The sequence below is a fragment of the Candidatus Saccharimonadia bacterium genome, from assembly GCA_035544015.1.
In the GTDB taxonomy this organism is placed as follows: Bacteria; Patescibacteriota; Saccharimonadia; order UBA4664; family UBA4664; genus UBA5169.
In genome coordinates, this window is the sequence record DATKIP010000093.1 from 310,165 (window position 1) to 324,664 (window position 14,500).

The 14,500-nt window shown below is 58.5% G+C and carries 11 protein-coding genes; 8 read left to right on the forward strand and 3 right to left on the reverse strand.

The features are described from left to right. Nucleotides 1-129 precede the first annotated feature (129 nt). The 6 genes from VMT30_08120 to VMT30_08145 all read left to right on the forward strand — a co-directional run bounded on the left by VMT30_08120 (nucleotide 130) and on the right by VMT30_08145 (nucleotide 9,618). Nucleotides 130-591: a hypothetical protein gene (locus VMT30_08120; protein ID HVQ44893.1), complete on the forward strand. Its 462-nt coding sequence runs from the start codon at nucleotides 130-132 to the stop codon at nucleotides 589-591. Beyond that, nucleotides 588-2,426, forward strand: a complete 1,839-nt coding sequence (locus VMT30_08125) for a glycosyltransferase (protein ID HVQ44894.1) — start codon at nucleotides 588-590, stop codon at nucleotides 2,424-2,426. The genes VMT30_08120 and VMT30_08125 overlap by 4 nt, the downstream gene beginning before the upstream one ends. Next, nucleotides 2,426-4,717, forward strand: a complete 2,292-nt coding sequence (locus VMT30_08130; protein ID HVQ44895.1) for a glycosyltransferase family 4 protein — start codon at nucleotides 2,426-2,428, stop codon at nucleotides 4,715-4,717. Before VMT30_08125 ends, VMT30_08130 begins: the two co-directional genes overlap by 1 nt. Next, complete coding sequence (locus VMT30_08135) at nucleotides 4,714-7,080, forward strand: DUF2206 domain-containing protein (GenBank protein HVQ44896.1); 2,367 nt, start codon at nucleotides 4,714-4,716, stop codon at nucleotides 7,078-7,080. The genes VMT30_08130 and VMT30_08135 overlap by 4 nt, the downstream gene beginning before the upstream one ends. Before the next feature lie 8 nt (nucleotides 7,081-7,088). After that, nucleotides 7,089-8,264 carry a glycosyltransferase family 4 protein gene (locus VMT30_08140; protein HVQ44897.1) on the forward strand — a complete coding sequence of 392 codons (1,176 nt, stop codon included), beginning with the start codon at nucleotides 7,089-7,091 and terminating at the stop codon, nucleotides 8,262-8,264. A gap of 160 nt (nucleotides 8,265-8,424) precedes the next feature. Beyond that, nucleotides 8,425-9,618: a beta-xylosidase gene (locus tag VMT30_08145; GenBank protein HVQ44898.1), complete on the forward strand. Its 1,194-nt coding sequence runs from the start codon at nucleotides 8,425-8,427 to the stop codon at nucleotides 9,616-9,618. Here VMT30_08145 and VMT30_08150 read toward each other — a convergent pair. From VMT30_08150 to VMT30_08160, 3 genes are all read right to left on the reverse strand, one after another. Further along, nucleotides 9,612-10,973, reverse strand: coding sequence for a PIG-L family deacetylase (locus tag VMT30_08150; GenBank protein HVQ44899.1), 1,362 nt, complete (start codon nucleotides 10,971-10,973; stop codon nucleotides 9,612-9,614). The two genes, VMT30_08145 and VMT30_08150, sit on opposite strands and share 7 nt — an antisense overlap. Before the next feature lie 54 nt (nucleotides 10,974-11,027). After that, nucleotides 11,028-12,212: an oligosaccharide flippase family protein gene (locus VMT30_08155; GenBank protein ID HVQ44900.1), complete on the reverse strand. Its 1,185-nt coding sequence runs from the start codon at nucleotides 12,210-12,212 to the stop codon at nucleotides 11,028-11,030. 189 nt (nucleotides 12,213-12,401) lie between these two features. Next, nucleotides 12,402-13,838: an exonuclease domain-containing protein gene (locus VMT30_08160; protein HVQ44901.1), complete on the reverse strand. Its 1,437-nt coding sequence runs from the start codon at nucleotides 13,836-13,838 to the stop codon at nucleotides 12,402-12,404. A gap of 136 nt (nucleotides 13,839-13,974) precedes the next feature. Here VMT30_08160 and VMT30_08165 point away from each other — a divergent pair, with 136 nt between their 5' ends. Both VMT30_08165 and VMT30_08170 read left to right on the forward strand, forming a co-directional pair. Continuing rightward, nucleotides 13,975-14,196, forward strand: a complete 222-nt coding sequence (locus tag VMT30_08165) for a hypothetical protein (protein HVQ44902.1) — start codon at nucleotides 13,975-13,977, stop codon at nucleotides 14,194-14,196. A 2-nt stretch (nucleotides 14,197-14,198) separates the two neighbouring features. Then, nucleotides 14,199-14,495 carry a hypothetical protein gene (locus tag VMT30_08170; protein HVQ44903.1) on the forward strand — a complete coding sequence of 99 codons (297 nt, stop codon included), beginning with the start codon at nucleotides 14,199-14,201 and terminating at the stop codon, nucleotides 14,493-14,495. Nucleotides 14,496-14,500: the final 5 nt, after the last annotated feature.

The following is a 14,500-nucleotide window of genomic DNA, read 5'->3' on the forward strand; positions in this document are numbered from 1 at the left end:
AACAAATAATGAAAAAAGTCTCGTAAAAAGTAAAGTGCCGTGATAGCATCAAATTGAATCTCGGAATAACACCGGCCCCAAGGCGTTACTTCTCGAGGTCTTTTATTGTGACCGTAACCAAATTCAAAGATGGAAACCCCCGATAGCAGTCGCCAATCCGGTCTCTTCCACCCGCTTCGTCACGCCACATTGCGCTTCGCAATCCTGGCCCTGGCCGCCGCGGGCATTGCCGCCTACGCCGCCTTCAGCCACAGCCGCACCCTCACCCTTGCCACCGCCCAACAGCCCGAAGCTTACACCGAGCTGTATTTCACCCACCCCGACAAGCTCGCCAAAACCGCCCCGGCCAGCCAATCTCGCATCATCGAATTTACCGTACACAATCTCGAAGGCCGCACCACCGCCTATCCCTACGCGATCTACCGCGATGACCAACAAATCGCCACCGGCACCATCACGCTAAACAACTTTGCAACCTCGCCGGTCAATCAATCCCTCGTCATCGCAGGCACAAAGACGCGCACTATGATCACCGTCAAGCTTCTCAACACTGGCCAGTCGATTCACTTCTGGACCGAGCAACCATCGTGAAACAGCCGCTCAAGAAAGTTACCGTTCTCATACCCTGCTACAACGAAGCCGAAAGCATCACCGGCGTCGTCACCGGCTTCCCCGTCCAGCAGATGAAGGCCCACGGCTACGCCCTCAAAGTCGTCGTCATCAACAACAACAGCTCCGACCAAACCGCCGCCGTCGCCCGAGCCGCCGGCGCCCAAGTGATCCATGAAACCCGCCAAGGCAAGGGACATGCCATCCGCACCGGCTTCCACCGCGTCACCAAAGACACCGACTACGTCGTGATGCTCGACGGCGACTTCACCTACAACCCCGCCGAAATCATCCGGCTACTCGAACCCATCAACTCCGGCTTCTGCAACGTTGTCATCGGCTCGCGACTCGGCGGCCGCATCACGAGCGGCTCCATGACAACCTTCAACCGCCTTGGCAACTGGATCTTTTCGCACCTCGTGCGCTACCTCTATCGCGTCAACGTCACTGATGTGCTCACCGGCTATTTCGCCTGGGACCGCCATGCCATCGAGCGGCTCCGTCCTCACCTCACATCCCAAGGTTTTGCCATCGAGATGGAAATGATCACCAAAATGGCCAAACTCGGCGAGGAAATCTACTCGGTACCCATCAGCTACCACTCGCGGTCGGGCAGCTCTAGCCTGCGGCCCATCCGCGACGGCGCGCGCATTCTGGCCATGTATCTGCGCAACTTCTTCTGGCGGCCGGCCTCCACTGTCGAACGCGTCGCCTTCGTCTCCGACACTATCTATCCCTACAATATGGGTGGCAAAGAAACCCGCCTGGCCGAAATCACCAAACGCCTCGTCAAACCCGGCCGCGAAGTCCACATCTACACCATGAAGTGGTGGGACGGTCCCAAAACCATCATCGAAGACGGCATCCACCTCCACGCCATCAGCCGGCTCCATCCCCTGTACCGCCACAGCCGGCGCTCGTTTCGTGAGGCGCTCATGTTTGGGTTCGCCACCTTCAAGTTGCTGTTCCAAAAATTTGACACTCTCGACGTCGACTCCATGCCGTTCTTTCCGCTATATAGCGCCAGAATCGTCTGCTGGCTGCGCGGCAAAAAACTCTACGCCACCTGGCATGAAGTCACCGACCGGACCGCCTGGACGACCTATATCGGCACAATCCCTGGCACCATTGCCTGGGCCGTCGAGCGCCTCGCCACCGCGCTACCCGACCTCATCATCTCCAACTCCCAGCACACCACCCGACGCCTGCGCCAAAACGGCACCCGACCCCAAATCATCACCATCCCGCTCGGCGTCGACCTCGAAGCCATTTACTCCATCCAGCCGTCAGTGAGCACGAGCGACGTTATTTTCGTGGGGCGCCTCCTCCCGCACAAAAACGTCGACCTACTCGTCCACGCCATGGCCAAGGTCCAAAAAACCAACCCCGAAATCCTCTGCCGCATCATCGGCAACGGGCCCGAAAGCCCCCGGCTCGAAGCCCTCATCCACAAACTCGGCCTCGCCGAAAACGTCCGCATCAGCCCTTTTGTGCCCCTGCACTCAGAGCTTTACGGCCTCATGAAGGCCTCCAAAGTCTTCGTGCTACCCTCGATCCGCGAAGGCTTCAGCCTCGTAGTAGTCGAGGCCAACGCCAACGGCATCCCCGTCGTCACCACCAACCACCCCGACAACGCCGGCCGCGAGCTCATCATCGAAGGCGTCAACGGCTACCTCACTGACCTCTCACCCGACAGCATCGCCCAAAAAATCCTGCTTGCGCTCGACCAGCAAACCACCCTGCACCCCACGCAAAACATCGAACAATACGACTGGAACACCGTAGCCAAAAGCATCGAGAAGGTGTTTGCGCACTAATGAAAATTCTTGTCGTCACACCCTACTTTGCGCCCGCCCTCGGCGGACTCGAAAATTACGCCCTCAACCTCGCCAAGGAGCTTCATGAGGCCGGACACGACATCGTCGTCGTCACCGCAAACCACCGGGGCAACCACCGCGTCCACGAAACCATCAACGGATTGCGCATTATCCGCCTACCCATCACCGCCAAACTCAGCAACACGCCAATCGGCCTGGGATGGTATTTTCAGCTGCGTACCATCATTCACACCGAGCAACCAGACCTCGTCAATGCCCACACGCCCGTACCGTTCATCGCCGACATGGCGGTGCGTGCCGCCGGACAAATCCCCACCATTCTCACGTACCACAATGATCTCGCCAAATCGAGCCTCCTCGGCCTGGTATTCACCAAGCTCTACTACGCACTGCTAGGCCGGCGTACGCTCCGCCTGGCCACCCGCATCATCACCACCTCCCAATACTATGCCGACCTCTCGCCCTACCTCGCCGCCCATCGCGGCAAAATCGCTGTCGTGCCCCCGGGCGTCGATATCGCCGCCTATCACTCCGGCATCGACAAAACCTGGCTGCACCAGCGTCACGCCGGCCAAAAGATTGTGCTCTTCGTGGCCTCGCTCAAAAAATCCCACGCGCACAAAGGCCTGAATATACTGCTCCAATCATTCGCCCGGGCCTTGTCTCACGAAGCCAACCTCCATCTAGTCGTGGTAGGGGAGGGCGACGGCACAGCCGGGTATCAACAGCAAGCCAATAGCCTCGGCCTCAGCTCTCGCGTCACCTTCGCTGGCCGCGTCAGCGACGAAGCCCTGCCGCGCTATTTCGCCGGCGCCGATGTGGCCGTATTGCCATCCGTCAATGCCTCCGAGGGCTTCGGCATGGTACTCCTCGAGGCCCAAGCCTGCGGCACGCCCGTGATTGGCTCCCGCATCGGCGGAATCCCGGCTGTCGTCGAGCACGGCCGCACCGGCGAGCTCGTGGCCGCATCGTCCGTTCCCGAGCTCACCAGCTCGCTCCTGCGCATCCTGGGCGACGACGCCTACGCCGCACGCCTCGGCCGACGCGGCGCCGAAACCGTTGCCGCCAACTTTAGCTGGCAGCACCAAGCCCAACGATTCGAAGCCATCGCCATCGCCGTACTCGACCAGCATCCCCAAACCATCGTTCAGGTCGTCTCCTACTACCCGCCCCATACCGGCGGGATGGAAAACGCTGCCCGCGAAATCTCGCACCAGCTCGCAGCCCTGGGACACCACGTCGAAATATTCACCTCAAACATCGCTGCCCCCGCCGGACGCACCCAAGAATCAGGCTGCACCGTCCATCGGCTACCCAGCCTCGAAATCGCTCACACCCCCATCATCTGGAGCCTCTTTTGGCAGCTCATGACCGTAAAACACCCCAGCATCATCCACGTCCACGTCGCTCAAGCCTACACGCCCGAAATCGCCTACCTCGTCAGCCGCCTCCGCCGCATCCCGCTCGTGCTCCACTTTCACCAAGACGTCGGCGCCTCCGGTCTCGCCGGCAAAATCTTGCCCATCTACAAAAAGTTCAGCCTCGGACCCTTACTCCGAAGAGCCGAGCTCGTCATCGCCATTTCTCCCACCTATCGCCAGTTTCTCGTTGATGCTTATCGCCTCCATCGCCTCGCCATCGTATCCAACGGCGTCGGCCCCGAATTCTTCACCCCCAAAACCGGCTTCAAACCCGATTCCAAACGCCCCCTCCGGCTCCTCTACGTGGGCCGGCTCTCGTGGGAAAAAAACGTGGGCCTGCTCATCGAAGCCACCAAAAACCTGGGGCGCCCCGTCGAGCTCCAGATCGTCGGCAATGGTCCGCTCGAGCAAAACCTAGCCCAAATCATTGCCGCCAGCCCCCACCCTCACGCCCACATCACCATGGCCGGCTACAAAACCAAAGCCGAACTACCCGCCTATTACCGTCAAGCCCAGATGGTTCTCATAGCCTCAGACTATGAAATTCAGCCGCTCGTGGCACTCGAGGCCATGGCAAGCGGCACTCCCGTCATCGGCTCGCGCATTCCCGGGCTCATCGATACGCTCGGCGACGACGGACTCATCGTAGACAAAACCGCCACCGCCTTCCGCGACGGTATTCTGCAGCTCGCGGATAACCCAACGCTCTGGCAAACCCTCAGCCGACGCGGCCAAGCCAAAGCCAAGCGCCTCAGCTGGGACCAAGCCGCCACCCAGCTCGATACCCTCTATGCCGCCCTCTCCGCTCACCATCCCGCCCCCGCCGCCAAAACCGAGACCGCCCAATGAAGCTGCGCTCCATTCGCACCATCTGGCTCCTTCCGCTACTCATCACCCTCGCCGTCGTCCTCAATATTCTCGTGTTCACCATCCCATACTTCGACCCCATCAAGGCCGTGCTTGGGTTTGCCTGGTTATTTTTGGCTCCCGGTTGGTTCATTGCCCAAATCATCCGCCTCAAAACCCCCAGCCACGGTGAATACGTTGGCTTCATTGTCGGCTTTAGCACCCTCGCCACCATGCTCACGACGCTCCTCATCAACACCACCCTCATGCTACTTGGCAACCCGCACCCCCTCGATGCCCCCAACCTGATGATCGGAACCGATATCGCCTGGAGCGCCCTGCTCGCGGGCGCCCTCTGGCGCCATCGCGCAGGCCTGCCATCACAACGAATCTCCCTACCCCAAGCCATACCAAACCCACCCTGGCTCCTCACACTGGGCGCACTAATCCCCGTAGCCCTCGCCATCCTGGGCGCCAACAGCCTCAACAACCACGGCACCAATCTCTTCACCGTCGGCCTGCTCCTCTACCTGGCCGCCTACCTCGGATACCTCGTCACCCGTCGCAGCCAATTCAGCGAAAACGCCCTCGTGCTCGCGCTCTATGGCACCGCGCTCGCTCTCCTTTTCATGACCAGCCTGCGCGGCTGGACCACCACCGGGCACGACGTCCAGGCCGAATATCATGTGTTTCTCCTCACACTCAACCATCTCAGCTGGAACATGGCCAACTTGCGCGACGCCTACAACGCCTGTTTGAGCATCACCGTACTACCTACTATTGTTCACCAAATAACCGGTATCAACGAGGGATATGTCTACAAAATCGTCTTCCAGATGATCTTTGCCCTCGTACCCGGCATGGTGTACCTCATAGCCCGAAACTACGCCTCGCGTCTTGTAAGCCTGTTGGCGGCAATTTACTTCATGGCCTTTCCCACCTTCTTTGGCGATATGCCGATGCTCAACCGCCAAGAAATCGCCTTCGTATTCCTGGGGCTTATCTTTCTCACCATCTTCAATGCCGATTGGCGCCTCGGCCAAAAACGCTGGCTCATTGCGACACTCAGCCTCGGCGTAGTGCTGTCACATTACTCCACCACCTATACCATGATCGCCATGTTTGCAATCTTCCTCGCACTCAGCACCAGCCTCAAATTCATCACCAACCACCTTGATTCCTCTCGTCAGCGCCTACACCTATTTCTCGCCCGCTGGCGCAAACCCAAGCCCTCTCCAATCAGCCTGTGGGTAATCGCCATGCTTCTCGCAAGCAGTTATATCTGGAGCATCCAGCTCACGGGCACCGGCGGCAACCTCGCCCGCGTCGCCCTCGGTACCGTCCAAAGCATTCGCACCGGCATAGCGGGGGAGAACCGCTCCAGCGATACCAGCTACAGCCTACTCGCCAAAACCCACGCCACCACCCAACAGCGCCTCGACGGCTACCTCCAGCAATCCGTACCCCAGGACCGAGCCAAAGCCGATCCCGCCACCCTCTATCCGACCCAAACTTACGCACCATACCCCGTAAAAGCCGCCACCGACGAAAATCTCGCCCTCACACCGATCGGCCAGCGCCTATCAGCTGCCGGCATCAATGTTCCCGCTCTCAACGCCCTCATCCGCCAAAGCTCGGCCGCCCTCCTGCAACTCGTCCTGATCGTCGGCATCTTGCTCCTATTTATAGGCTACCGATTCGCCGGCCATATCACCCGGCGGCACTACACCGAATACCAGCTCTTTGCGCTTTCCACCATCTGCATTCTTGCCATGATCGTTCTCCTCCCGGTCATCTCAGCCGAATACGGCCTCCTGCGCGCCTTCCAGCAAATGTTGCTGGTGTCTGGCAGCGCCATTGCGCTAGCCACCATCGCCCTCGTTCCCGCACGCTACCGCCGAGCTCGACAGATCATCCCGTCCGCGCTAGCCATCGCGTTTCTGCTCTCGTCCACCGGGGTTTTCACCACCCTGCTCGGAGGCTACCCCGGCCAACTACACCTTGCCAACAGCGGCAAATATTACGACCTCTACTACCCCCATGCCAGCGAAGAACGCGCCGCCGATTGGCTTGAAAGCACCAACACCATCTTCTATCACCGGGGCAATGGCGGCTCCGGCATCTACGCCGACCAGCCCACCTATGCCAAAATCCAAAGCTTCACCTCGCTGAGCCTCAAAGGCGGATTGTATCCCGGCCTCATCAAACGTAACGCCTACGTATTCCTGGGATACACCAATGTTACGAAGCAGCAGGCCCTGCTATCGGTCGACGGCGACGTCATCACTTACCAATACCCGCTCCAGTTCCTGGACGATCAAAAAGACTTGCTATACTCCAGCCAAACCACCCGGATATATCGATGAAAATACTTATGGTCATCAGTCAAGGCTACGTCGGAGGCGGAGCTGAAAATAGCTTAATGCTCACACGCTCTGAGCTTCTGGCGCGAGGGCATCAAGTCAAAATTCTGTCCGCCGATGACCCCAAGCATGATTTATTTTCCGACTACACGTTTCGCACCATCCCTCTCCACTCGCCGCTCAAAGCCCTCCATCACCTCTTCTACGTGCGGTCATACCGAGCACTCAAGGCCGCTATCCGTGACTTCCAGCCCGATGTCATTCACTTCCACACCCTCGGTTCATGCAGCCCCTCGATACTCTTTGCCGCCGGCCGCGTCCCCGCCGTCATGACCATCCACGGACCCGAGGAGTTCACCCTGAGCTTGCTCCCATGGTTCCTCGGCGCCAGCGATTTCAAAAATCAGGATTTTGACACCGCTCATCTCACCTTCACCGGATTCCTCAAATACCAGTACTTTAGGTTTGTACAACGACCCATCTACCGGCTCGGGCTCAAGCGCTTGCGCCACGTTATGGCTCCGAGCCGCTATATGCGTCGCACCACCCACACCGACTTCCCTGGCGTACCGATGACCGTCGTACCAAATGGTATCAAGCTACCATCCGCCCACGCCCTGCCCCCCAGCCCAACCCTCCTGTTCGTAGGCCGCATCGAACCGCTCAAAGGAATCAACTACCTACTCCAAGCGTTTGCGCAGGCAACACCCGTCCTTCCCCTGCTCAAACTCCGTATCGTCGGCACCGGCCCCCAACTGCCAGCCCTCCGGCAAGCGGCCATCGATTTGGGCATCGCCCACCAAACCGAATTTTGCGGCTGGATCCAGCCCAGTCACATTCGCAATGAGTACCTCAGGTCCTCGGCGCTCGTCATACCCTCAATTTGCCCCGAGGCCTTCGGGCTGGTGGCAGTCGAGGCTATGGCTACCGGCCGACCCGTCATCGCCACCGACCTAGGCTCACTCCCAGAACTTGTCACGCACGCTCACACCGGACTCGTCGTGCCCCCAGCCGACGCGAACCGCCTGGCAGCGGCCATCGTACAGCTCTTTCAAACCCCAGGCCTCCTACCCAAACTAGCCGCCGAAGCCGCCCAGTCTGCTCAGCGGTTTTCAATTACTCGCCACATCGACCAGCTCGAAACCATCTATCGCGATGCCACCGAACCATCCGCAACGCCGCTTTGACCATAGGCGTTATATACCATACCATTGGCTTAGTGTCAGATAGGAATGTGCCATAAAGCCGCTCAAAAAACTCGACCATCTCCTTCAAAAACCCCTCAAGCGTCCATGGTTCACCTCAGGAACGCTGGTAGCTTTAGCCATCTTCACCTTTAGCTCGACGTTGATTTACCTCACCGATTTCTATCAACCCCACCACACTCCCAGCCAGCCGCACAACGCCGCTGACATCGCCGGAGCCGCCTCTACCGTTCGACCAAGCCCCTCCACCGCCCCAGCGGCCAAACAGTCCATCGCTGAGCCCAAGGCCATGTCCGGCCCCGCGCCTACCCCAGGGCCACTCAAGGGCTACGGCATCGCCGTGGGCAACACCCTACCCGGACTACCCGCCGATGAGCTTGCCCGGCGACTCGATGACTTCAAGGCCCTTGGCATCGCTTGGATTCGCCTCGATTTCGACTGGAACGACCTCCAGCCCAGCAACGCGGCGAGTTTTTCGTGGTCGCAGCACGACAAAGTCGTCGCAGCCGCCAATGCCCGCGGCCTGCGTCTCTTGCCAATTCTCACCTACACCGCACCCTGGGCCCGCCTTCCCGCCTGTGGCTCAAATCCTCGCTGCGCCCCCGCCGATCCCGCCCAATACGCCAATTTTGCCCGCGAAACCGCCCGGCACTACGCCCCCCTCGGCATTCATCACTGGGAAATTTGGAACGAAGAAAATAGCCAGGGCGCCTGGGAACCAGCCGCCAATGCCGCCGATTACGTTCAATTCCTCAAGGCCGCCTACACCAGCATCAAACAAATCGACGCCTCTGCCACCGTCATATCTGGCGGGCTCGCCTCCAGCAGCAACGCCGACGGCATTCCGCAGCTCGATTACCTCCGGGCTATGTATGCCGCTGGGGCCAAACCATATTTCGACGCCATCGGCTACCACCCCTATTCCTACCCCGTACCCGCCTCGTACAACATCACCTGGAACGCCTGGTCTCAAATGGGCTTCACGGCCATTAGCCTGCGCTCAATCATGGCCGCAAGTGGCGACGACGCCAAGCAAATCTGGGTCACGGAATACGGCGCACCCACCGGCGGTCCCAGCACCGAAGCTAGCTCCCAGGATTACCATCTCAACGACTCACCCGACCATGTCACCGAAGAATTCCAAGCCCAAATCGCCGCGGACGTTATTCGCAGCGCCCACAACGCTCCCTGGATCGGCCCACTGTTTTGGTACGGCTACCGAGATGAGGGCACATCGACAGACTCAAACGAAAACTTCTTCGGCCTCATTCGGGCCGACGGCTCACCGAAACCCGCCTACGAAGCCCTCAAGCAGGCCATAGCCGGCAATCAGTAAACCTGGATTTCGGCCAGTCCAATATTAGCCGTCCCATTCGCCACACCCGTCACATTAAACTGCACGCTTGTTACCACCCGCGGCGAAAAAGTTACCGTGGTCGCTGTCCCATCATTATTCAGTGTACCCACCGCCACTTTCGACCCGTCACTAAAAACCAAAGTTCCCGCGGTTACTTGATCGGCAGCATTTGGGCGGTCAAACAGCACCATCCGGCCAACCGTACGCGCCGACGACCACGTCAGCTTGATCCAGCTACCGCCCGAGCCACCAACAGTGGCCCATTCCTTGGTGTAATCGCCAGGATAACCATCAATCACGCCGTCAATCGCCCGAATAGCCAACTGGCCACTCGATCGATCCTCCGAAGACGCCGTCACCTGAGCCAACCCCGCCAGGTTGCCACCGATAGGGGAGGGGACCGAGTTTGAAGCCGTACCCCCGCCAGATTCCGTTCCCACTGCATATTGGCGAGCCAGCCAACCCTCAAACTCACCGTTGCGACACGCCAGCAAACTGTTGCAGACGTCGTGATCATAGTTCGCATACGCATAAAAGGCTTCAGATTTTTTCGTCAGATCACCACGCGCCACATTCGCCGGATTAGCCGAATCCAAGTAACCTTCGTAGCCCGTCAAGGTATGTGGCTGCGAGTACTGCTGATGAGCCGCCCGCGCAAAATACGCCGACGCGTGGTGGTCGGCATGATCGCCGTCCCCAAAGGCGCCGCTATAATCTTGAATATGAATCCGATCCGGCGCAAAGCTCGCCATCATCGCCGCCAGCGCCCCTACCAAGGTATCTTTGCTATAACTTGCGCTCCCATCAACCGCGCTGATCGACGAAATCGATCCCAGCCATAACTTTTGCAAACTCTCAAAATTATGCGTATTAAAGCCCGCTCCATCCATCCCACCGTCAGGCAGCCGCAAAAACACCAGAGACACCGTAGGCTTGCCGACCAGCGTATAGGCCCGTACATGCATCCCGAGCACGCCCGCATCCGAAATATTCCATGTTCCGAGGCCCGTTCTGCCAGCCATTTTGGCGTAAGCCGCCTTCATCCCATTTTCCCGACCCTGCCAATACGACGCCGGCGCACCCGAATCACCCGCCGTCATAAATATCGTCCGCACACACCGACCCGAGGTGATGTCGTGCAATAAATCCGGACTCATAAACAACAAATCGTCGTCTTCATGCGCCACAATATTCAAAGTCGAGCCCTGGGTACAACCAGCCGCACCCACCAAATCATCCGTCGATACGTTCAAAATCACACTCGAGGCCACTGCCACCACGAGCACGCTCATACCCACTACCGAAATTTTGCGCCACCCACTACCGAACATCATGTCTTGGCTCCTTGTAGCAATAATTAATCATCTCACGTTCCCCCAAAAATACCATTACCGCTTGCGATTACCCCGCCTCAGCCGTGGCCCCCAAGCCGCCATGGCCATGCCGCACCCACCCGCCACGATATGCCCCACCAGCCAAGCCCAGGCCGCCCACACCAGCCCACGCCCCGTCCAGGCCAACGCCAACCCAATAATGACCGTCGCAAACACCACGTTCATCGCAATAATGCTATAAATCTGCTTGCGCACCCGCAACAACACCACCGCCACGGTATAAACAGCCAACGCTGGCGCTGCCAGCGCCAAAACCGCCAGCGTGGTGCTCGCTTCCAAACTGTAAGTTTTACCAAACACCAAGAGCAACCACGGCGAACACAGCGCCAGTAAGGCCGATGCCGGCACCATAATCAGCGCCAATATCGTCACGGCCCGGCGCACCAACACCGCCAGCTCTTCCTCCGAATGCGAACCCTCCGCAAACAACGACTGCGCCACCGAATAGGCCGTAGTGTATAGCAAGTTCGCCACCATAAACGCCAGGTAAAAGTACCCCGCCTCGGCCGCCCCCAGCCGGTTTACCACTACCAGCGGCAGGGCCATCGTCGGCGCAATATTCAGGCAATTTGCCACATAATTCGCCGATGCAAAGCTAAAAACCCGCCCCACCACCGCCCGATGAATCCGCCACTCCGGCCGATACGAAAACCGCCTCACCATATAGTACACACTCAGCCCCAGCGCCAAAACCGCCGCCACCCCCGAAGCGAAGAAAATTCCGTAGGCGCCCAGCCCAATCACCGCCACCGGCAGCATCAACTTGGCCAAGCTCATAATGCTGTTGATCAGCAAATTATACTGACTTGCCCGATACGCTATAAACACGCTGTCGGTCAGCAAATTTATGGCTGCCATCGCCGCCAGCACCACAAAACCCAGCGCAAACCAGGCATTCGTACGCACAAAATCAAGCCGAGGCGCGAGCCACGGCAACAGCCCCACGTACGCCGCCGAAATTACCACCGCCGTCCCCGCCACCAGCAACAAACCCGTATTAAGCTCCTCGTTGCGCTCAATGCTCTTGGGCAAAAACCGTATAAAGGCGCTGTTCACGCCCAACAAACTAAAATACGAAATGAGCGTCATGCCCGATATCAAGGCCGTCCCGTAGCCGATCTGGTCGGGAGTAAACAGCCGCGCACACAACCACCAAAAACCAAAGCCCAACACCGACATCACAGCCGTGCTCAACATCAAAAAAAATGAGTTGCGAAACAGGCTGTCTGAACGAAGATGATGAACAATCCGAGATGGAGAAACAAGCGATATCATAAGCAAGAAAAATGGCGGCTTGCGCCACCAGCCTCAAAAATATAGCACAAGCACCCCAGAGTGTCTACCGAAAGCCCTAATCCAACTCCCGCCCTACGCCGCCGCCAACTCCCGCACCTGCCCGGCCGAGAGGGGAGTCACTGCCCGCCGATTGCGCGGGTTCTCCAGAAATTGCCGGATAATCTTGTACCGATCCAGATCAAACCGCCGCACCTCCGGCTCCGACTCCACCGTGCCGTCCTCCAGCTCCCGCAGTCGCACCACCAAGCACCAGCCGTCCACCACAAAGCCCACCGAGCCCTCCAGAGCGTCATGACGCTCCCGAATGAGTACCGGGCCGGCATACGGCCACGTCGCAATCTTCTGACGCTCAAACGCATACGCAAACCGCTCGTTGTACTCAGCCGCCGGCATCACGCCCTCGCAGGCCCCATCACACTTGCCTAGTTGGCGCAAAAAACACGCCCGGGACGTCCGCTCCAGCCCCAGCATTTTCGGGCACAACCGGTACCGCTCCACGAGGGCCTGGAGTGAACGCCGAGCCCGACCCTGCGTCGCGTACACCGCCAACAGCCGCTCCGCCGCCTCGGGCGTAATGTCGCGCGCATCCGCCAGCTCCACGCTCGCGTACCCTTCGGGCGTCACCACCCCGAGCACCAGGGTCATCAGCTCGCGCTGTCGCAGCATCCGATTGTACTGCGGCCGCAAATCCTTGATCATATCCGATTCCAGAAGCAGCGCACTCAGTTCGCCGTGCGTCGGCACCGCGCGCAGCCGCCGCACCGTTTGCGCCAGCTTCATCTCCATCCCGCGGCCATAATCCGAGGCGAAATGATTCATCACCCGCCGCCGCACCGTCACGCTTTTGCCTACGTACAGCGGCGCCCCCTCCCCATCCTCGAAAACGTACACCCCCGGCCCCTCGGGCAACGCCGCCACCTGAGCCGCATCAAGCTGGCTCGGCACCGACGGCGTACCCAGCTGCGCCTTCACCGCCGCCTCCACCGTATCCAGATCAAATTCCGCCAAACACAATCGCCAAAATTGCCACAAACAATGCGCATCGTCGTACGCCCGGTGCCGCACCGGCGCGCGCAAACCATGCCGCTCAATCAACGCCGCCAGCTTGTGGCTCTTAAACTGCGGGAACAATCGCCGGCTCAGCCGCACCGTACACAGCAACGGCGGCCGAAACACCGCTCCCAGCCGCTCAAATTCCATTTTCAAAAATGCATAATCAAACCGCACATTGTGCGCCACAAACACCGCACCATCCAGGATCTCCGCCAACTCATCCGCAATCTGCCCAAACCGCGGCGACTCCGCCACATCCGCGTCGGTGATCCCCGTGAGCCCCGTGATAAAACTCGGCACCGCCGCGTCCGGATGCAGCAGCGTTTGGTACGTCGCCACCACCCGACCGCCCTCCACCCGCATCACCGCCACCTCCAGCACTCGGCTGTTGAAATGGCTGCCGCCAGTGGTCTCAATATCGACAAACGCTAATGGCTGATGGAGTATGCTGCTCACGTTCTCATGATACAACAGCGAACGAATGCCGAACAGCGCATCCGATAACTGCAATAAGTCAACCAAATATTGCTTATCAAGCAATATGATACCGGTCGAGCTGTAATAATTATGCTAGATTCACTACAATAAAATTATGCCAACAGAATCTCACATCGAAGAAACGCCCAAGGACGACGGGACCGTAAGCGAGAAGCTCGTAGTCGAATTTAGCAATGGATCGCTCCAGCAACTCCGCGAGCTGGGCGCCTTCCTGAAGATTCAAAGTGAAGACCCTTATGAAGTAATCAAGTATGCCATCGGTATTCTAGAGAACGTAAGAGAGTCAAACGAAAAGAAACATATTTCCGAAGGCTAAACATGAGCAATACTAACCGGCAAGTTTCAGAAAAGGTTCCTGCCATTTCCCTTGACGGAACCATTGGCGACCAGATTTATGAAGCCCTACAGCATGATCGATACAAAGCAAAAATCAACGCAATGATTCTGACTTACACCGGCACGGTAGAATTTGAAGAACTAATAATGAAGTATGCGGGGAAAGAATATGACAATCGAATTCTCAAGAGCGGACGGTTTTGGTTCTCGACCATTGCGGTTACGGTCGTAACATCGCTCATATCCGCAGTAATCGCAGTCCTCATCGCAAAGCATTAGTTTTC

Coding starts and splice junctions, on each gene's coding strand:
- VMT30_08120 (HVQ44893.1), top strand. CDS start 130: ATGGAAACCCCCGATAGCAGTCGCCAATCCGGTCTCTTCCACCCGCTT.
- VMT30_08130 (HVQ44895.1), top strand. CDS start 2,426: ATGAAAATTCTTGTCGTCACACCCTACTTTGCGCCCGCCCTCGGCGGA.
- VMT30_08135 (HVQ44896.1), top strand. CDS start 4,714: ATGAAGCTGCGCTCCATTCGCACCATCTGGCTCCTTCCGCTACTCATC.
- VMT30_08140 (HVQ44897.1), top strand. CDS start 7,089: ATGGTCATCAGTCAAGGCTACGTCGGAGGCGGAGCTGAAAATAGCTTA.
- VMT30_08150 (HVQ44899.1), bottom strand. CDS start 10,973: ATGATGTTCGGTAGTGGGTGGCGCAAAATTTCGGTAGTGGGTATGAGC.
- VMT30_08155 (HVQ44900.1), bottom strand. CDS start 12,212: ATGTCGGTGTTGGGCTTTGGTTTTTGGTGGTTGTGTGCGCGGCTGTTT.
- VMT30_08165 (HVQ44902.1), top strand. CDS start 13,975: ATGCCAACAGAATCTCACATCGAAGAAACGCCCAAGGACGACGGGACC.
- VMT30_08170 (HVQ44903.1), top strand. CDS start 14,199: ATGAGCAATACTAACCGGCAAGTTTCAGAAAAGGTTCCTGCCATTTCC.